Annotated in this window: 15 protein-coding genes; 9 read left to right on the top strand and 6 right to left on the bottom strand. The window is 55.7% G+C overall.

Annotated features, from left to right (window positions below; translation table 11 throughout):
* Nucleotides 1-103 precede the first annotated feature (103 nt).
* On the bottom strand, nucleotides 104-1027 hold the full coding sequence (locus tag NZ823_02065; protein ID MCS6803913.1) for a prephenate dehydrogenase/arogenate dehydrogenase family protein: 924 nt from the start codon (nucleotides 1025-1027) through the stop codon (nucleotides 104-106).
* Nucleotides 1028-1253: 226 nt separating this feature from the next.
* Between NZ823_02065 and NZ823_02060 the strand changes: the two genes are divergently transcribed.
* Nucleotides 1254-1835: a macro domain-containing protein gene (locus NZ823_02060; GenBank protein ID MCS6803912.1), complete on the top strand. Its 582-nt coding sequence runs from the start codon at nucleotides 1254-1256 to the stop codon at nucleotides 1833-1835.
* A 111-nt stretch (nucleotides 1836-1946) separates the two neighbouring features.
* Here NZ823_02060 and NZ823_02055 read toward each other — a convergent pair whose 3' ends face one another.
* Entirely contained in the window at nucleotides 1947-2693 is a 747-nt protein-coding gene (locus NZ823_02055; protein MCS6803911.1) for an NAD-dependent deacylase, read from the bottom strand.
* A gap of 413 nt (nucleotides 2694-3106) precedes the next feature.
* Between NZ823_02055 and NZ823_02050 the strand changes: the two genes are divergently transcribed.
* The 8 genes from NZ823_02050 to thiE all read left to right on the top strand — a co-directional run bounded on the left by NZ823_02050 (nucleotide 3107) and on the right by thiE (nucleotide 15584).
* The gene (locus tag NZ823_02050; protein MCS6803910.1) at nucleotides 3107-4966 is read left to right on the top strand and encodes a M36 family metallopeptidase; all 1860 of its coding nucleotides are present in this window, start codon (nucleotides 3107-3109) and stop codon (nucleotides 4964-4966) included.
* A 427-nt stretch (nucleotides 4967-5393) separates the two neighbouring features.
* Nucleotides 5394-8147, top strand: a complete 2754-nt coding sequence (locus NZ823_02045) for a M36 family metallopeptidase (protein MCS6803909.1) — start codon at nucleotides 5394-5396, stop codon at nucleotides 8145-8147.
* A gap of 96 nt (nucleotides 8148-8243) precedes the next feature.
* Nucleotides 8244-9911, top strand: a complete 1668-nt coding sequence (locus tag NZ823_02040) for an amidohydrolase family protein (protein ID MCS6803908.1) — start codon at nucleotides 8244-8246, stop codon at nucleotides 9909-9911.
* Nucleotides 9912-9981: 70 nt separating this feature from the next.
* A complete protein-coding gene (locus NZ823_02035; protein ID MCS6803907.1) occupies nucleotides 9982-11076 on the top strand; it encodes an MBL fold metallo-hydrolase in 1095 nt (364 codons plus the stop codon).
* A gap of 826 nt (nucleotides 11077-11902) precedes the next feature.
* Nucleotides 11903-12505, top strand: a complete 603-nt coding sequence (locus NZ823_02030) for a hypothetical protein (protein MCS6803906.1) — start codon at nucleotides 11903-11905, stop codon at nucleotides 12503-12505.
* A gap of 105 nt (nucleotides 12506-12610) precedes the next feature.
* On the top strand, nucleotides 12611-14359 hold the full coding sequence (locus NZ823_02025; protein MCS6803905.1) for an ABC transporter ATP-binding protein/permease: 1749 nt from the start codon (nucleotides 12611-12613) through the stop codon (nucleotides 14357-14359).
* A 29-nt stretch (nucleotides 14360-14388) separates the two neighbouring features.
* Nucleotides 14389-14952 (top strand): mitochondrial K+-H+ exchange-related family protein, encoded by a 564-nt coding sequence (locus NZ823_02020; protein MCS6803904.1) that lies wholly within the window; start codon nucleotides 14389-14391, stop codon nucleotides 14950-14952.
* Complete coding sequence (gene thiE, locus NZ823_02015) at nucleotides 14949-15584, top strand: thiamine phosphate synthase (GenBank protein ID MCS6803903.1); 636 nt, start codon at nucleotides 14949-14951, stop codon at nucleotides 15582-15584. Before NZ823_02020 ends, thiE begins: the two co-directional genes overlap by 4 nt.
* A gap of 60 nt (nucleotides 15585-15644) precedes the next feature.
* Here the strand turns inward: thiE and NZ823_02010 are convergent, their stop codons facing one another.
* From NZ823_02010 to NZ823_01995, 4 genes are all read right to left on the bottom strand, one after another.
* A complete protein-coding gene (locus tag NZ823_02010) occupies nucleotides 15645-16634 on the bottom strand; it encodes an acetyl-CoA carboxylase carboxyltransferase subunit alpha (GenBank protein ID MCS6803902.1) in 990 nt (329 codons plus the stop codon).
* Between the two features lie 273 nt (nucleotides 16635-16907).
* Nucleotides 16908-18956 carry a S9 family peptidase gene (locus NZ823_02005; protein ID MCS6803901.1) on the bottom strand — a complete coding sequence of 683 codons (2049 nt, stop codon included), beginning with the start codon at nucleotides 18954-18956 and terminating at the stop codon, nucleotides 16908-16910.
* Between the two features lie 98 nt (nucleotides 18957-19054).
* Entirely contained in the window at nucleotides 19055-19801 is a 747-nt protein-coding gene (gene mtnC, locus NZ823_02000; protein ID MCS6803900.1) for an acireductone synthase, read from the bottom strand.
* A gap of 11 nt (nucleotides 19802-19812) precedes the next feature.
* Complete coding sequence (locus NZ823_01995) at nucleotides 19813-20373, bottom strand: cupin domain-containing protein (GenBank protein MCS6803899.1); 561 nt, start codon at nucleotides 20371-20373, stop codon at nucleotides 19813-19815.
* Between the last annotated feature and the right edge of the window lie 13 nt (nucleotides 20374-20386).

Below are 20386 nucleotides of genomic sequence, written 5' to 3'. Positions count from 1 at the left end.
TTTAGCCTGGAGGCCCGCATCTTGCAAGCTCAAGCAAGCTGGCGTGTGCTCTCAAGATAAACACATTCGCAAACCGCTCTCGTACGGACGTCCTGAGGAGCGTTTATGATCTCAGGTCCAATCTCCCCACAATGGTATTGAATGCTTTGACTAGATCGTCGCGCATCTGTTTCGTGTAAGGATTGTAGCGTTGCAAATCGTGAAACAGTTGCCAGGTATCGTGGTTTGTCTGTTCAATGACGCCGAGAATTGCCTCAAAGCCTTTGGTTGAAATGTCGCTTGGAGACAACTGAAGCTCGCCTAGCACGCGGCCTAGTAGGTGGGTGATGCCTTGAGAATAAGCAGCGAGGCGATCATGTTCGTCTGGGCTTTTCGTGATCACCTGAACGCCGCGTCGTTGCCAGAACTCTTGCCAGCCGTGGAGTCGCGCTGCGGCGATTCGCAGGGGACAGAAAACGATCCGCAGGCCAGCCAGGCCGGCGGTGGCGCTATCAGGCCCAAACAGCGGATGGGTTGCCAGCAGCTCGACCGTCTCTGGACAGAGTTGTTGCATGAGCCGCGCCGGATGCAGCTTGACCGAACAGGTGTCCATGACCAGCGTGTTCGGCTGTAGATGTGGCCGCGCTTGACGCAGAATCGACTCAAATGTGGAAATCGGCACACAAAAGAAGATGTTTTCGGCTTGGCAGGCTTGCTCTAAGTCAACGACCCGGATGCGCTGAGCAGCAGCGGCCGCCATTGCTGATCGGTCAGTGTCATGCACAACGAGCGAGAATTCATCCATTAAAATTGAGGCAAGCAGTCGGCCAAATCGGCCGAAGCCAATGATTGAGCATGATGGACGTTCATTGGTCAGCATAAATGGCAGAGCAAAGTAGCAGACGATATGAGTGATCGTCCAGAGCACGAGCGCTGAATCGTGGGTCGTTGAAGTTTTGAGATTTTTTGAAGCGAGCGGCCTCAACGGTGGCGGCGACAGACGCCGCGAAGAGGGTAGCCAGACGCGCAACGTCTGAGCAGCGATCATCTCAGTCGCGCCTCTTGTCAGTCACGCCTCTTGAAGAGGCGCGCCGAGACTGGTCATCCTTCCATTCAAGCAAGCTCAATATAGCCACGCGGACATCGCCACGATCATGACACGAACTTCGCTGACGGCCTTTTCACAGATACTCGTGGCCCCATGCACGATGCTTCAGAGTTTGATCGCAAGCCGCAACAAATTATAATTCAGGCTTCAATGAGGAGGATTTCCGATGAACACGCTTCGATGTGAACACCGATGTGAATCAGGCCTGTGGATCAAGCTGATTCAAGGGGACATCACACTTGAATCAGTTGATGCTATTGTTAATGCGGCGAACTCGCAGTTGGCGCATGGGGGCGGCGTGGCAGCGGCTATTGCGCGTCGAGGTGGTCCTGAGATTCAACGCGAAAGCGACCGGTGGGTTGCTCAGCATGGGCCTGTGCCCACTGGCGGCGTCGCCATGACAGGCGCCGGCCAATTGCCAAGCAAGGCAGTGATCCATGCTGTCGGTCCTATCTGGCGTGGCGGTCAGGCAGATGAGGATAGCAACCTGCGTTCGGCTGTGTGGGAGAGTCTCCAGTTAGCCGACCGGCAGGGCTTCACCAGTATTGCTTTGCCGGCCATTAGCGCCGGTATCTTTGGATTTCCTGTTGAGCGGTGCGCGCAGATTTTGTTGAAAACGACCAGGCAATTTGCTGAGGAGCATCCTCAGAGCTCGCTACGCGAAGTGCGGGTTGTCCTCTACGATCAACCTACGCTCGATGTGTTTGAGCGCGAGTTTCGCCGGCTTTTTCCCATTCAAGCTGAGTAACGGCGTTTGTATTCCGCAGCCGGCCTCCCCAGCCAGCGCCAAGGCTATAACAACATCGGCGCGTGGCCATGCAGTGAAGCCGTGGGGATACACACTCAACGTGAAGCCGAATCAATGAGTGCTTTTCCTCTTGGACAATCGCGGTAGAATCTCAGCCGCTTTCCCCAGGATGGTCGTATCAGCCAGCGGAGTGAGCGGGGTGGTTTCTGGATTGATTTCCAGCAGGTATGCGCCGGCCTGTTTGGCAATGACCGGCAATTGGGCGGCTGGGTAGACCACCGCCGAAGTGCCCACCACAATAAACAGGTCACACGCCGATGCTGCCTCGACCGCCCGTTGCCAGGCCTCTTCTGGTAGCATTTCGCCAAACAGCACAACGTCCGGGCGCAGCAACCCTGTGCAGGAGCAACGGGGCGGGTTTTGTTGTAGCGGCACTTGTCGGTACTCGCTGCGTTGACCGCACGCTTGACACACGACCCGCCAGATGTTGCCGTGTAACTCGATGACATCGCGACTGCCGGCTCGCCAGTGTAAGCCATCAATGTTTTGTGTGATCAACGTGAATTGTTCAAAGTCGTCTTGCCATTGCGCGAGCGCTCGATGAGCGGCGTTCGGTTCGACCCGGCTGATGATCTCGCGGCGATAATTGAACCATTCCCAGACGAGCGTTGGATTGCGAGCGAGCGTCGCAACGGACGAGAGCTGTTCAAACGGATACCCACGCCACACCAAGCTCTGGCCGCCACTACGAAATGTAGGGACGCCGCTTTCGGCTGAGATGCCTGCACCTGTCAAAACACTCACCCTCGCAGCGCGTTGGAAAATAGCGTAGACGGATTCATCAATGCGTTGATCCATCATGGGCGTCACTCCTGCTGACTTATATCCGGTCGGATCATCAAGCGTCAATATCGGCCATGCAAGCTGAAGGTGGATTGGGAAAGGCTACCGGCTCGTTGCTCAGCGTCATGACTGAACGCTATAATGGCTGCTCTAACAGGGGAGCCGTTCTCGGGCTGGCTCCTGCAGAAGCTGTGCAGGGCGTCGTTGAGAGGGTCGCTTGTTGGTATCTGTTTAGATCAATCGTGCGGAGGAGTACCGTCATGAGACTTGCGAATCGCCGAGGTTGGTCAGTCCTGCTTGCGTGGATGCTTGTCTTGGCTCCTATTGAACCTCTGAACAATGCGCGTGCAGACGCTGCGCAGGCGCTGTCGAGCTCAGGCTCAAAATGGAAGCATTCATTGCTCAGCGCCTCTGTTGGCGCAGTCTCTTTGGCAGAAAGGTTACCCAGCCGGGACGTCGAGATTGCTTGGAAGCAGTTCAAGCAGACAGCGGCTGAAGAATTAACCGTCTTTTGGCAACGCCACGTAGGCACGGCTGAAGCGATCTATGGTGTGATGGCTGATATGTCAGCAGAGGCGGCGAATCCTGAAATCGCAGCGCGGCAGTTTCTGGCTACTGAGGCAGCCTTGTTCAAGCTTCATTCAGTCGAGGACCTGCGCTTGCTCGGTCAAACGGAAAGTGGCAGTGGCCACCATCTTTTCTTTGAGCAAACCTACCGGGGGCTGCCTGTCTATCATGCGCTGATGGATGTTCCGGGTATGATCGGCGTACATCTGACGCCATCGGGATATGTTCACGCTGTTGTCAATTCTTCAGTGCCTGCGATTAGTTTGAAGTCGGTTCAGCCTCGCGTTACGGCCGACCGCGTCTACGGGGCCATGTTGGCCGAGCTCGGTCAAAGCCATGCCGGGCCGAGTTTACTTTATGAGTCGCGTCGCGCTCTCGTTGTTTATGCTACGCCGCAGGAGGCTCGGCTTGCTTGGCAAATTACGATTCCAGCGCGTGAGCCGCTGGGCACGTGGGAAGCCTTTTGGGACGCGCAGACGGGCCAACGCCTCAGCGCGTATATGGATCGGAACTACTATGCCGACGGTGTGGGCCGCGTGTTTGTAACCAATCCGGTGGCCATGCTAGGAAAGAACGATTTGACAGATCAACGGGACAGCGCGGCCGCTGTTCCTGAAAGCGCCTACGTGGAGGTGACACTGAGCGGGCTTGATAATAGCGGGTTCTTAACTGGCCCTTATGTGAACACGCGGCTGACAGCCAATCGGATCAATCGGCCTGATCGCAATTTCACGAACTTGAATCGCAGTCATTCGCCTGGATTTGAAGAGGTCCAGACCTATTGGTCGGTGACCGACTCGCAGCAGTATATCCGCCAGCTCGGCCTTTACAATGTGGTCAATTACTCGATTCCATGCAATATCAACGGGATTACTGCCGACAACTCGTTTTACATTAGCGATGGCGGCGGACGTGGAAGGCTCACATTCGGCTCCGGCGGCGTGGACGATGCGGAAGATGCAGAGATTATCTGGCACGAATACGGTCACGCCATCCTCGATCATCAAGTCCCCAACATGAATCAAAACTTCGACGGTATGGGCGAAGGCTGGGCAGATTACTGGGCGTGCACGAATGCCGCGCGTCATCCCAGCGCTGATCATGCCGTATATGATCCAGCAGAAGGCGAATGGGACGCCGTATCGTACAATCCGGGCAATCCGCCGTTTTTGCGTCGTGTGGATACCAACGCGCATTATCCTGAGGATCGGCATAGCGACCCGCACGTAACCGGCATGATCTGGTCACGCGCGCTGTGGGATATTCGCCAGGCGCTCGGACCGGCAGTCGCTGACCGACTCTTTCTCGAAGGGAACTTCCTGATGCCGTTTGCGCCGACCTTGCCGCAGGCCGCTCAAGCTATGCTTCAAGCCGATAAAAGGATGACTGAAGGGAGTAACCAAGCCATCATGCGTGCCGCGTTCGAGGCGCGTGGGCTGATTGCTCCAGCAGGAGCGAAGATGGACCCCGTGGATAGAGGCGAATCGTGGCAAACTCGCCGCCACTCACCTGCCAGCGACTCAAACGGGCTGATGGTCTCGGAACAGCTTGGTGAGGCAGTGAGCGTCAACGTAGGCCGCAATGGTGGACCCGCTTGTGAACTCTTATTGGCCCGCGCCGATAGCGGTTCAGATGAACACTGGCCGATCAAGAATCTGCTGGTTCATAACGTCATGCGGATTTCCACCTTCCGCTCGCTCAGCGGTGCACGAGACTCGTGACCCTGTCTTTCTTCAGAACTGATTTTGAGGCAGTATCTGGGCGAGGGAACCGAATCCGATTTTCTGGCTTTTTCGAGCGACAGGGTGTAACATCGAGGGCCTCATTGGTTCGATGGTCGCTCGGTCACTGCCCAGTTGGTTGCCGGTGCCTCCGCTCGTAGGTTGCCAAGACCCTGCGCCGCTGATTGTCAATGCCTTCGCTTGTAGGTTGCCACTGCCGTCCATTCGTTGATTGCCACTGCTCTTCGCTCGTGGGTTAGCGAGGCACTCCGCCGTTGGTTGCCAATGCTCGTATCGGGCATTATAATCGCCTCTCCAGCATGAAGGCACCCATTGATCAAATGACTTATTCGACGTGCTTCAGCCAGCATGTGCTGGCAGCCTCCTGTTGGTGTCCGGGAATTTAATACGCGAGGAGAGAATGTATATGTTTTCATTCCGTTTTAGAAGCCAAGCCCGACGTAGTGCTTGGCTTTTTATATTTGTGCTGCTTGCCCAAGCATGGATAAGCGGACTAGCAGCCGCGCAATCAACCGAAAATCAATCGAAATGGACCGGCGCACGCACAGAAGCACAACAGCCGTCGCCGCCGCCCCTTGAAGGTCAACCCGACCCAGCAATCCTGCCGGCCTGGGAACGATTCCGACGACAGGCACTGGGCGAATTGAAAGTCTATTGGCAGTACGCAGTTGGCACGCCTGAAGCGATCTACGGTTTTATGGCTGACGTGTCGGCCAAGGCCTCTGACCCTGAAGCTGCGGCGCGTGCGTTTTTGGCTCAGGAAGCCGGTTTGCTCAGAATTCAATCCGTAGCCGACTTACACTTGATTAAACGCTCTGAAAGCATCGGCGGTCACCACGTCTTTTTCCAACAAACTTATCGAGGTTTACCGGTCTACCATGGTCGGATAGAAGTGCCGGGCATGATTGGCGTCCATATCAATCGAGCCGGCCGGGTTCATGCCCTTGTCAATTCCTCTGTGCCGGGCATTGCGTTGGCCAGCATACAACCACGGGTCACGGCGGACGTGGTCTATGATCGCATGTTAGCTGAGCTGGGCACAGACGCGCGTCGCGTTCAACTGCGTCGCGAGGTGCGCCGGTCTCTGGTCGTCTATGTGACGGCCAATGGCACTGCTCGGCTGGCTTGGCAAATCACGATTCCGGCACGTGAGCCGCTGGGCACGTGGCAGGCCTTCTGGGATGCGCGAACCGGTCAGCGCCTCAGCCCGTTGCGCGATACCAACTATTATGTGAATGGCACGGGTCGCGTGTTTATCACCAACGCTGTTGTTGCCACAGGCATTGATACGTTGACTGATCAAAACGACAGTGCCGCCGCCGTCCCTGCTCACGCCTATAGTACGGTGACGTTGTTCAACCTTGATGGCAGCGGGTTTCTCAATGGCCCTTACGTCAATACGAGCATCACCTCGCCGCGCGTGCAGCGCACTAATCACGATTTTACCGATTTGGATCGTTCCACCGGCGGATTCAGTGAAGTAGAAGTTTACTGGGCGATTGATGATGCGCAGCGGTACATTCAAAGCTTCGGCATCACCAGCGCGTGCAATTACTCGATCCCGGCCGACGCACATGGGACATCGGCCGACAACTCGTTCTACTCGCCCAATGGCAACGGCACTGGTGAAGTGGAATTTGGGACAGGCGGCGTTGATGATGCCGAAGACGCTGAAATCGTTTGGCACGAATACGGCCATGCCATGCTGGATAATCAAGTGACCAACATGAACCAGAACTTCGACGGCATGGGTGAAGGCTGGAGTGACTATTGGGGGGCGACAATGCCGGCTCGCCATCCCAGCGCCAATCACGCCAAATATGATCCAGCCGTCGGCGAATGGGATGCTGTCTCCTACAATCCGGGCTCGCCGCCATACTTGCGTCGGGTTGATACCGACGCGCGCTATCCCGACGACCGAAGTCCCAGCCCACACGTCACCGGCATGATCTGGTCAGGCGCCTGTTGGGATATTCACCAGGCGCTGGGGCAGTTGGTAGCCGACGAGATTTTTATCGAAGGAAATTTCCTCATGCCGTTTGCTCCGACGTTGCCACAGGGCGCCACAGCGATGCTGCAAGCCGACACCAACATCAACGGCGGCGCCAATAATGCTGTCATGCTCAATATCTACATCGCTCGTGGATTGGCCAGCGGCCCCTCGATCACCGTCAATTCGCCCAACGGCGGGGAGACATGGCTGATCGGTTCGACGCGGACGATTCAGTGGACAGGCACCGGCTTCTCCGGCGATGTCAAGATCGAACTGTCGCGCGATGGCGGTTCGACGTATGAGACGCTGTTTACGAGCACGGCCAATGACGGCTCGGAAAACTGGGCAGTCACCGGCCCGGAAACAGCCCAAGCCAGAATCAAGGTCTCCAGTGTCAGCTCGCCAACTACCAGCGATACCAGTAACGGCAACTTCACAATCACATCTACATCAGTGACCGTGATTGCGCCTAATGGTGGCGAGATATGGACCGTCGGCTCAACGCAGACCATAAGCTGGAGCACCACGGGCAGCATCAGCAACGTCAAGATTGAGCTATCGCGCAACGGCCCCGGTGGACCATTTGAAACCTTGTTTGTCAGCACCGCCAATGACGGTTCGCAACCGTGGACGGTGACGGGTCCAGGAACCATACTGGCGGTTGTGCGGATTTCCAATTTCGATAATCCACTGGTCGCTGATGTGAGCAACGGTAATTTTGAGATTGTGGACGCGCCGCCGCCACCGCCGCCACCGCCGGGTGGATGTTCAGCCAAGACGGTTGTTGAGGGACAAGAGAATGCCGATGAGACATTGGCGACACTGTATCGCTTCCGTGATGAGGTGTTGTCGCAAACGTCCAGAGGACGCGCGTTCATACAGCAGTACTATCAGGTTTCGCCAGAAATGGTGAGGATCATGCTGTTGAATCCCAGCCTCTTGTTGACCACGCAATCGAAATTGGAGCGCCATCTCTTCGTCGTGCGCGGCTTAGTGGAGCGCGGCGTTGTGACCGTCACGCAGGCTGACATCAATGACGTGGATCGGTTGGTTGAATCATTTGCCATGAAGGCCGACCCATCGGTGCGACCGATCTTTGAGCAATGGCGGCGCAATTTGCGCGATCCGCAGGTGTTGAATGAATTCGGCGTGCGCGTCAGGCCGTGAGGCGTGCCGCGTGCGGCCCGGCAGATGGCCGAATGGAATGCGCTCTGCTTCCGTTACGAGCCTTCTGTTAGGGCGTTCAATGATGAGATGTCAATCATGACAGAGGTATTGGTTTGGGTGATGATGCTGTTGGCGACATGGTCTGTTCAAAGCCAGCAACCAGGCGCTGATCTGGTCTTGCTCAATGGCAAGATATGGACTGGCCATTCGCAGCAACCATGGGCCCAAGCCATCGCCGTTCGCGGAGATCGCATTCTGGCGGTCGGCAGCGTGGAGCAGGTTCGTTCGCTGGTGGATCGTCACACTGAGGTGATTGATCTGCAAGGAAAACTGGCGCTGCCAGGTTTCATTGATAACCACACACACTTTATGAGCGGCGGCTTCCAGCTTCTGACCGTCAGTCTCCGCGACGCTGCGACGCAGCAGGAATTTGCTCGACGGCTAGGCGAGCAGGCCGCCTCGCTGCCGCCCGGCCGATGGATCACCGGCGGTGAATGGGATCATGAGAACTGGCCGGGCGCGCCGTTACCAAGAAAAGAGTGGATTGATCCGTTGACCAAGCACAATCCGGTGTTCGTCACGCGGCTGGATGGGCACATGGGCTTGGCCAATAGCTTGGCGCTTCGCTTGGCCGGCATTACCAAGCGTACCAAGGACCCGCCGGGTGGAACCATTGTTCGAGACCCGGCCACGGGCGAACCGACTGGCGTGTTGAAAGATGCCGCCATGGACCTGGTCTGGCGCGTCATCCCACCGCCAAGTGAGCAAGAACAAGATCAAGCGTTACGAGCGGCAATGAAAGAGGCTGCGCGCGTCGGTGTGACCTCGATTCACGATATTACCTCGTGGGCCGACTGGGAGGTCTACCGCCGATTTCATCGGCGCGGCGAATTGACCGTTCGCATCTATGCTCGCACGCCGATTGCTTCGTGGCAACGCCAGCGCGATTACATCGCCCGGCACGGCGCAGGCGATCATTGGTTACGGCTCGGCGGCCTCAAAGGTTTTGCTGATGGCTCGCTCGGTTCAACAACAGCGTTGTTTTTTGAGCCCTACCTGGACGCGCCTCATACCAGCGGATTGTGGCACGAAGACATGCTGCCTCCTGGACGTATGAAACGACGGGTGGCAGCCGCCGATAAAGTCGGCTTGCCCGTCTCCATTCATGCCATCGGCGATCGTGCAAACAAAGTCCTATTAGACCTGTTTGAGCAGGTGAGCCGGGAGAACGGCCCGCGTGATCGTCGGTTTCGCATCGAACATGCGCAGCATTTGCGGCCTGAAGATATTCCACGTTTTGCCCAACTCGGCGTCATTCCGTCCATGCAGCCCTATCATGCCATTGATGATGGCCGCTGGGCAGAGAAACGGATCGGTCGCCAACGATGCAAGACCACCTATGCCTTTCGCTCCTTGCTTGATGCGGGGGCGCGACTGTCGTTTGGGTCGGATTGGAACGTCGCCCCACTCAGTCCATTGCTGGGTATTGACGCGGCGGTGACGCGCCGCACGATTGATGGGCAACATCCACAGGGCTGGGTGCCCGAGCAGAAGATCAGCGTGGAAGAGGCCGTCCGCGCCTATACGATCAACAATGCTTATGCGGAATTCGCCGAGCAGCACAAGGGAACACTCGAACCAGGCAAATTAGCTGACATCGTTGTATTGTCTCAGGATATTTTCACGATTGATCCAAACCAGATTGTTGCGACGCAAGTCATTTACACGATCGTCGGCGGTCGGATTGTTTGGAAGCTGAACTAATTGGCGACTGCCCATCGCACGTTATCATCAGCTAGACCGATGGAAGCGCATCTCTATCCGAAAGGGGGTTATGATATTCAAACAACTCAACGCCGGACCATGTCGAACTTACCTGATTGCTTCAGCTAAGACCCGCGAAGCCGTGCTGGTTGATCCGCTGTTGGATCATGTTGGGGATTATTTGAGAATGCTTGAGCAGGAGCAGTGGCAGCCCGTCTGCATTATTGACACTCACACTCATGCCGACCATCTCTCGGGCGGCGCGGCGCTGCTGGATCATCTAAACGTGCCTTATGTGATGCATGCGTCGGCCAAGCCGCAATGTGTCACTGAACGTCTGACAGATGGCGATACCATTCAAGTCGGCGACCTCTCTATCTTGTGTCGGCACACCCCTGGGCATACGTCCGACAGTATGACGCTGGTCGTCGCAGACAAACTGTTGACCGGCGATTTTCTCTTCATCGGCGAAGGCGGCGCCGGTCGGACCGATTTACCATCGGGTGACCCCGGCGAACATTTCGATAGCCTGCAAAAACTCAAAGAATTTGCCGATCACTTTCTGGTCTTTCCCGCTCATGATTATCACGGACACACGTACTCGACGCTTGGACAAGAACGGCGGACCAATCCACGATTGCAATTCACCTCGCGCGAGCAATACGTTTACTGGCTGAGCAATCTGGCGCTTCCACCTGTCGAATGGATGAAGGATGTACTCAACGCCAATTATGCCTGCACACGCGACCCCAACGCCGTCTGGATTCCAAGGGACTTGCCGGCCTGCGAAGTCAAAGGAACAATCAGCGAGGTTGAAGCAGATTGTCCCGTGATGACAATCTCTCCTGAGCAAGCTCACCACATGTTGCAAAGTGGCGGCGATACAATCGTTGTGCTCGATGTTCGGACCGAGGAGGAATACGGGGGCGAGTTAGGACATATTCAAGGGGCCTACCTGCTGCCCGTTCAGGAGCTGGCTTGCCGGTTGCACGAGCTGGAACCTTATCGTGACAAGTGCATCCTGACAGTGTGTCGGAGTGGCGTCCGATCGGCCAAAGCAGCGCGCATCTTGATGCAGGCAGGCTTCACCAATGTTCAGTCTGTTGCCGGTGGAATGCTCGAATGGAACCGACAGGGCTATCCGGTAAATTATGGAGAGTATTAGCTCCCTGCTCGATATTCACTCCAAGCAGGCAAACAGATTTTGGCCTCAGGGAATGAGTTGCCTGGGTGGCCCAGCTCGTCTGGCAACAGTATCACCACAGGCAGACGGATTTTGGCCTCAGGGAATGGACCGCTGGCCTACCGTCGCTGGTCTGTACATTCGTTGCGTGACGCTGGCTGGAGCGGGTTCTTGTGCACTTAGGCTGTCAATTTTTTGGTTGACACGAGTCTTTCAACTTCATATACTACCGCCCGTAGTTTTATTCCAAAAACCAAGCAAGGAGGTAGGTTTATGATTTCTACTCCAATAGTGCTCGCTCTCTTGGCTGTGTTGCTTCTTTTAAGTAAGAAGTGAGCGTAGGAAGTTTTCCATAAACAGGTTCAATTAGAGATGGCCCGGTGGCCCCTCTGTGGGAGGTTAGTTTTGCAGCCTTGATGGCGAAGCGTCCTCCGAAGGTTTTGGGGATAGCCACAACGCATCAGTTGAGCCGAGCGTGCCGCCGAAGTGGCGAAGCGTCCTCCTACGATTTTGGAGGTAACCCACCGGGCACTCTTTCCTCGCATTTCATTCCACTGCCTTCGTAAACCACCTTCTCATGATATGGCTTGCATTAGCAAGGTTGTTTCCTCATGTTTCTTTTAGCCGAACCACACAATATCTCATTTTATTCTCACAGATTGTCCTGATATTCGCCACCGCGCTGGTTTTTTATCCGGCCTACCAAACGCTTGTGCCATTGGCGCGACGGTCTTTTCCTTCGACGGATTTAAGCCTTCTCATCAGGGTTGGGCTTGAAGTTGGGACTGCGTTACTGCTCATGGTTGTTTTGGAGAGGATCATCCATTACCGGATTGCGCCGATGCTTGTGCTTCGGCTCAGATTCTCTCAGGAAGAGATTCAAGGCCAGACATTAACAATAGCCCCGGGCAAACCCGTGATCGAAATCCTGATGGGCGAGGTTTATGACTACCTGCGGTTTTGGCGACGGAAGCCAACACCGAGACTGTTGACGGTCCTGCTCTACATCGAAACGTATAAGGGGTTGCTCGAACTCCAACGAAGGATCCGAGCTGGCTCGTGGCTTCTGCCAGAGTGGACAGTATTCATGGTCCTCACGCCGTTGCTCACAGAGCGGGCAGCGGAGCGGTTACAAGCTGCTGTCTCATCAGACGTGGTAAAGCCCCATCAGATGGCAAGGGGCAAGCTCGTGTACTATCGAGTGATGATGTTTTTTGCCACGCGAAGGAATCCTTTTGCTAGCGATTTTCCCTTGCCCAGTTTCTACCGTCGGGGGTACTTTCCGGCCCGTTCACTCGTGACTAAAGAGGTGGAAGAGTTCCTCAGGTCCGAGATCGCCAGATTATCTATCGTTGTCGCCAAGATGAGCGGTTCAATCAGCCCACCTTCGAGCCTGGCTCCCAAGCCTTGATCGAGTGCCGTTCAGACATATCTTGGGTCAAAGATCGTTTGCTGCTACAATGCTTGCCTTGCGTATGAATCAAGCATTGAGCGCAGCGGGAAGGAACCATCGCGCATGAGTGTCAGTCCTGCGTTGAAGCGATTGTTAACCTACCATCGTCGTCACCGACGAGCCTTGATTCTTGGCCTGATCTGTATCTTCGTTGGCAACGCGATTGGGATCACGGCGCCGATGGTTGTGCGTGACGCCGTCAATGAATTAACGTTGAAAGTTACCGCACGAACGTTATTGATGTATGCGTTGTTGGTGGTCGGCATCAAGCTCGTGCAAGGCGTGTTCTTGTTTTTCCAGCGATGGATACTCGTCGGCATGTCGCGCGATATTGAGTATGAGCTGCGGAACGATCTGTTCGCTCATTGGCTCACGCTCGATATGCAGTTTTACCACGAGCACCGAACGGGCGATCTGATGGCGCGCGCCACAAATGATCTGAATGCAGTGCGGATGATGGCTGGGCCAGCCGTGTTGTACGGGCTGCAAACGTTGAGCATTTTCGTGCTCGCGTTGCCGTTGATGATTCGGATCAACGGGCTGCTTACGGTGCTGGCGCTCATCTCGTTACCGTTGGTGTTCGTGGCCACCAAGTATTTTGGTCAGCGGATTCATGAACGGTTTGAGAAAATCCAGGAATTCTTTTCGATGATGAGCGCCAAGGCGCAAGAGAATCTCTCCGGCGTGCGGGTAGTGCGCGCATTCGTGCAGGAAGAGCATGAGATCAAACAATTCCGACAACTCAACGCAGAGTACGTTCGGCGCAACATGTCACTGATTAAGTTGAGTGGCATGTTCTATCCATTGTTACAGGCTCTGATCGGATTAGGATTCGTCAGTGTGTTGTGGTACGGTGGACATTTGACGTTGAACGGCGCGATCACAGTCGGCGAGTTTATTGAATTCAATCTCTACATGGGACAGTTGATCTGGCCGATGATCGCGTTGGGATTTGTTGTGAATTTGGTGCAGCGGGGCATGGCCAGCATGGAGCGTCTGGATCAGATTTTCAATCGCCTGCCGCTCATTCAAGATGCGCCGGATGCTATTGACGTTCCGTTGGAGGGCAAGGTCGAATTCCGCAATTTGACATTTAGCTACAACGGCCGCGAGCCTGTGTTGAAGAACATCAACCTGACAATTGAGCCAGGGGAGACGGTGGCGATCGTCGGTCGAACCGGTTCAGGCAAAACGACGCTGCTGGACTTGGTCACGCGCTTGGTAGACCCGCCGCCGGGGCAACTGTTTATTGATGAGATAGACAGCCGCCAATTGAAGTTGGAACGCCTTCGCGCCTCAATCGGTGTTGTGCCGCAGGAGCCGTTCCTGTTTGGGTTGACGTTGAAAGACAACATTGCATTTGGCGCTCCGGGCGCGCTCATGGAGGAGATCGAGCGAGCCGCTGTGATTGCCGGGCTTGACGGCGACATCGCCGATTTTCCCAACGGTTATGATACCCTCGTTGGCGAGCGTGGCATCACATTATCCGGTGGACAAAAGCAACGCACGGCCATTGCGCGCGCCGTGATTCGCCGTCCAGAGCTGTTGATCTTGGACGATGCGTTGTCCTCTGTTGACACGCAAACGGAGGAGCGCATCTTGCATCACCTGCGCGATGTCATGCGAGATCGCACTTGCATAATTGTGTCGCACCGTCTTTCAGCGGTCAAAGATGCCGACAAGATCATTGTGCTGGATCACGGCCGCATCGTTGAGCGGGGCACACACGATGAGCTATTGGCGCGCGGCGGACTCTACGCTGATCTCTACGAAAAGCAAATGTTGGAAGAAGAGCTGGCGGCCAGCGATTGATTGAGCAGCCGACAACAGATTGCGCGAGAATGGTTCGGGTACAAATTGAGGTAGAGGTACACGGGCGACGCTGCCGATTTCGGCTGCCTGCGCGGCCGCTGGAGAAACTTCAACCTGCTGATATTGAACCCAGGCACCGGTTTTTGCGAAAACTTGAATCGGTTTATGAAAACTCGATGCAGGCTCTGGAGCATGCTGATCGCGGCCTGCTGCTTTACCTCAAGAAACTAATCCGGTATTTGGAATCGCATATTAGCCCAGATGAGTCGCTGATGAAACAGTTGCGAAAGGCTGATCTGGTGGAGATCAGACATCCACCACAGGCCCAGGAGAAATGGGTACGTCGCATGTTTCGACGGTTTATCAATAAACAGGTGCGTTATCACCGACAGTGGTTAGTGATCAACTTACTGGTTTTACCGTTGACCGGCGCGATGGTGGTTATTCCAGGGCCGAATGTGTTTTTTGGTTGGAATGCCTTTCGCTTGATCTCGCACTACCTTGCTTGCGAAGGCGGCAAGCGAGTGCAGTCCGGTCAGTGCGAGATTCAGGTGAAACCGCAGTCCGTCTTGGGCGATCCGCACGTGATATGATGCCCCGCGTCTATGCCATCACGGATCGGGTTTTGACCGGTTTGTCTCACGCCGAGCAGGTTCGCCAGTTGGCTGCCGGCGGGATTTCCTGGATTCAACTGCGCGAGAAGGCGGCGTCGCCGCGCGCGTTTTACCAGGCGGCTGAAGAAGCCATGCGCGTAGCCCGCGATCATGGTGTCACATTGCTTGTGAACGACCGTGTAGATATTGCGCTGGCTGTGGATGCCGATGGGGTGCATCTCGGTCAGGATGATGTGCCGGTGCAGAAAGCGCGTGCCGTGATCAAACCGGGTAAGATCATCGGCCTCTCCACGCATTCACTTGAGCAGGCTCTGGCGGCTGACGCCTTGCCGGTTGATTACATCGCCATCGGTCCGGTGTTTGCTACCACAACGAAGCCCGATCATGAGCCGGTCGTCGGTCTAGAAACGATCAGACGCGTGCGCCAGCGCATCAGTAAGCCACTGGTCGCCATTGGCGGTATCACGTTAGAAACTGCGCCCCAGGTCATCGCAGCCGGCGCTGACGCCGTCGCTGTGATTAGCGATTTGTTAACCAGCGGCTCGATCACCGAGCGGGCGCGCGCCTTTTGCCGGGTGCTTGAAGCTGTAGAGCGAGCCGACATCAAGTGATGGGAAAGAACGAGGCCTTTGGGCCAGATGAGCAACGAGCACGCACTTGCTGGACTACGCTCAGCCGGCGCTGACCAACGCGCGCCGTATTTCTTCAGAAACTTCCTCAAACGCGCCCATCCGGCGGAACTTTTCGTACCGTCGCTTGATCAGCTCATCAATTGGTAAGTTTTTGGCTTGGTTGAGCGCAGCCACCAAATGCTCATCCAGGATGCGGGCTGTCTCAGTGTGGCTGAGATGGGCGCCGCCGCGTGGCTCTGGGATGACGCTGTCAATCAATCCTAACTGGAGTAAATCCTGGGCTGTGAGTTTGAGGCTTTCGGCTGCCTTCTCAGCTTGCCCGGCATCCTTCCACAAGATGGCCGCGCAGCCTTCAGGCGAAATGACCGAATAGATGGCGTTTTCTAACATGCCAACATAATCGCCGACGGCGATGGCCAACGCGCCGCCTGAACCTCCTTCGCCTGTGATGGTGACAATAATCGGCACGCGCAGCCGCGACATCTCGCGCAGGTTATAGGCTATTGCTTCAGCCTGCCCGCGCTCTTCGGCTTCAATGCCCGGATATGCGCCCGGCGTGTCAACGAAACAGAAGACGGCTCGACCGAATTTTTCAGCCAGCTTCATCACGCGCATTGCCTTTCGATAGCCATCGGGTTGCGCCATGCCGAAGTTACGGTATTGGCGTTCCTTCAAATCACGACCCTTTTGTTGGCCAATGACGACGACCGGCTCACCATGAAATCGAGCCATGCCGCATACCATGGCCGGATCATCAGCGTAACGACGGTCACCGTGGATTTCAGAAAAGTCGGTGAACATGTGCCGAATGAAATCCAACGTGTAAGGACGGTTTGGATGCCGGGCTAATTTGACTCGTCCCATCGGGGTTAAATTCGCCATGATGTTCGTCTGAAGACGCTCCAGCCGTGCAACGAGTCGTTCCAATTCTTTTCGCGCTTCGGCAGTGGTCGCAAGAGGGATCAACTGAGCGATCTTCTGCTCTAGCTCGTCGCGCATCTGGTCAAGTTTTTCGAGTTGCTCACTCATGCATCAGTTCAATGGGCGCATCATTGTAACCAATCAGGTGGATAAAGGCGAGAGAACGCGAGAAACAGTGAAACACTGAGCACAGGGCAGCTCATTGAGGCGGCGACACAAGCCAAACGCAGTCACCGCCTCATCACATCACGTTATCACCTTTTGTCACCTTTGATCGGCTGGGCGTCGCCGCGGTCTATCGCTCTATGCGTTCATTTCCTGGCGGCTGCATCCTGAGTCCGCGCAGTCGCGGCACGCCCGATGAACGCGCCCGCTAGGCGTTCATTTCCTAGCGGCTGCATCCTGATTCAAATAGTGGGTGAACCACTCCAGATTGCGCTTCATGGCATCCAGCCGCAGCTTAGGCTCACGCAGACCGTGCGGCGTGCGTGGGTAAACAATCATTTTCACCGGCACGTTCTGCCGCTTGAGCGCGTTGTACAACTCAAATCCTTGCGAAATCGGCACGCGCTCATCCTGTTCGCCATGTTGAATCAAGGTTGGCGTCGTCACGCCTTTGATGTTGAACATGGCTGAATGATTTCGGTAGACGTCCAGATTGTCCCAGAATTCAGCCCTCATGTAATCGGGGATGAAACTAGGAATATCCGTTGTGCCGGTGAAGCTCATCAGATTGGTAACGCCGGCGCCGACTGAGGCAGCTTTGAATCGTTTTGTTTGTGTGATGATCCACGAGGTCATGAAGCCGCCGTAGCTCCATCCCATCACGCCGAGGCGCTCTGGGTCTGCGATGCCCATGCTAATGACGTGATCCACACCGGTCATCAAGTCCCGAAAATCGCCGCCGCCCCAGTCTTGGTAGTTCGCGTAGCGGAATTGCTTCCCATAGCCTGACGAGCCTCGCACGTTCGGGCGCAGCACGGCGAATCCTTGATCGGCAAAAGCAGCGATCGGATAAGCGCCGCCTCCACCGGCAATGAATGTCTCTCGAAAGACGCCAGCAGGCCCACCATGAATGATGAGCAACAGCGGATACCGGAGCCCGGGTTTGTAATTGACCGGGTAGGTCAGCAATCCTTCGATCTCCATCCCATCCGATGACTTCCAGCGGATGACCTCGGTGCGACCGGTCACATGATTCAAGAACTCAGCGTTGACGCGACTGACTTGCACAGGCACATACGCTGGTAATCGGCTCACGTAAGCCTCGTTCGGACGCGCCGACGTTTGCCCGATAAATCCGATAGCCGTTCGTGTGGCGTTTAGATTGACACCCAGCATGTCCACGTCTCCGCGATCGAGGTCTTGCGGCCGTCCGCCGGTGACAGGCAACGCTGAAAGTCGGCCTACCGTGCCGCGCGTTTCGGTGAAGTAAACCGATTGACCATCGGCTGACCATCCTACGAGGTCTGGCTGGCGATCATAGGTTTCGGCCAGTGGCCGCGCTTGCCCGCCGCCGGCGCTGATGATATAGACCCGCGCATCTCGTGCCCATGTTGGCGGATTGTCTGTCGCCACGAAGGCAATCTGACGACCGTCAGGCGAAAACAGCGGCGAACTCTCTGCTGCGCCGGTGCTGACAAGCCGCTTCACTTCGCCAGACGCCACAGCCACTGTGGATATGTCAGCCGATGGCCAATCATCTGCGCGCGGCGTCAACGTGTGAGAAAAGACAATCGTTTTGCCGTCGGGCGACCAGTCGAAATTGCCACTGACGTTGTAATTTTCTTTGGTCAGTTGCCTCGGCTCACGTTTGCCGTTGGCGTCTTTTTCGATAGGAATGACCCAGAGCCGATTGAACTTGATGTTCTCATCAATGACCTTAGCGTCGTTCTTTCCTTTTTCAGCTTTCTCCTGCGCTTCGGTTGGTGGATCAGGCATGGTGAACGCGATCAATTTGCTATCAGGAGACCAGCGGTAGCTTCCCACGCCGCTTTTGACATCGGTCAATTGTTGGGCTTCACCGCCATCGGCGCGGATCAACCAGATGTTCTCCTTGCCCGACCGACTCGATGTAAACGCGATCCAGCGCCCGTCCGGCGACCATCGTGGGTTGGAACAGGATTTATCGCCGTAGGTGAATTGATAGGCGTTCGACCCATCGGCGTTGGCCATGTGGATGTGAGTCAGCATGTCGCTTTTGTCATCGGTCATGATGGCCTCAGTCACAGTGAAGACCACGCGCCGGCCATCAGGCGAAACCTGAACGTTCCCAACCGATTTGACTTTCATCATTTCATCGAGCGTCCAGCCTTTCGGTTGTGATGTCCCATCCTGGCTCAGGGCCGGCGTGCAGGTTCCGACGACCACCGACCAGATGAGCAGAGTCGTGACAAGATATGGTGAGATCAAACGACGACTGTAGTGCATAGTGCCTCCTCAGATGGTGAACCAACAAGGGCACGAAGCGCACCAGGCCAGACAAGAGGCTCTTTGTGTCCTTCGTGTCCTTTGTGGTTTTTTGTTCATTATCTTTCGGCCATGAGCGCCTCAAACGTGTGTATCGCCACGTGCGGCGAGGCCGGCTGTGGATGATTTCCCGGACGAACGGCCAGTCGCGTGGCCATGCCGGCTGATTGCGCGGCATCCAGTTCTTCCGTCACATCGGAGATGAAGAGCATCTGTTCGGCAGCGTGTCCGAGCGTTGTCGCGATCCGCCGATAACTTTCCGGGTCTCGTTTCGAGCCGATCGTTGTATCGAAATAGGCATGGATGAACCGCGTCAAGTCGCCGTCCGTGGTGTGCGCGAACAAGAGTTGTTGCGCCAGGACGCTGCCCGAAGAGAAAATGCAAATTTCTATTTTCTGCCGTTGCCACTGCTCAAACGCCATAGGCACATCGGGAAAGACCTGGCTTCGCAGGTGACCGGTTCGGTAGCCCTCTTGCCAGATTTTGCCTTGCAACGACTTCAGGGCTGTTGACTTTCGGTCGTGATCAATCAACCAGTGAACGTAGCTGACCAATGATGAGAGACGCGCTTCCGGCGGACTGGCCGACAGAGGCGGGGGCGTCAGCCCGTTTTTCACATCATCGGTGTGTTGCTGCCAGAGGCCAGCAATATCAGCGCAGACTTCATCAGAGGCAGCGTGCTGCCAAAGAAAATCGGCTACGTACATCTTGGCGTAGGGAAACAACACCTCATAAACGAATGCAATTGGCGTCGTTGTCCCTTCGATATCCAGTAAAATGCTGCGAATCGGACCAAGTGATGGCATGATGATAGGCCTCAACTTGCTTGCAGAGGAAGATGACTGAAGCCGAAACAGACAGGCTGATAGTTTTCGTCAACGTGGCTGTCTGTGTAATGCGGAGTCCAGCCAGCCGGGTCTTGGAATAAACGGATCACTCGAATACGCCGGTCGGCGCACAGATTGAACCAGTGCCAGGTCCCGCGCGGCACGCAGATCAAGTCACCGGCTTCAACTTCGATGGCCGTGACCGGCCCTTGCTGCGGTCGAATATGAAACAGCCCGCGACCATCAATAATGAAACGGACTTCGTCCTCATCGTGCCAGTGTTCGCGGCTGAACTTGGCCAGCATCGCGTCGAGGCCCGGCGTCTGCGGGGTGACGTCAACGACGTCGGCAGTGACGTAGCCGCCACGCGCTTTCAGCGCTTCAATCTCGGCGGCATAAGCTGCTAGGATGGCCTCGGGTGGGGCATCGGGAGCGACAGGATGCGCCGGATTCCATCGCTCGTAAGCGATGCCGATGCTGGCCAGGTGTGACCTGATGGCCGTTGGATCGGTCAATGTTTGGTGCTTGTCGGGAATGGTGACAATTGCCATAGGTTTTTGCCTC

The sequence above is a fragment of the Blastocatellia bacterium genome, assembly GCA_025054955.1.
Classification (GTDB): Bacteria; Acidobacteriota; Blastocatellia; order HR10; family J050; genus JANWZE01.
Note: the sequence above shows the minus strand (reverse complement) of the source record. Positions and strands in the feature narration are given on the sequence as shown.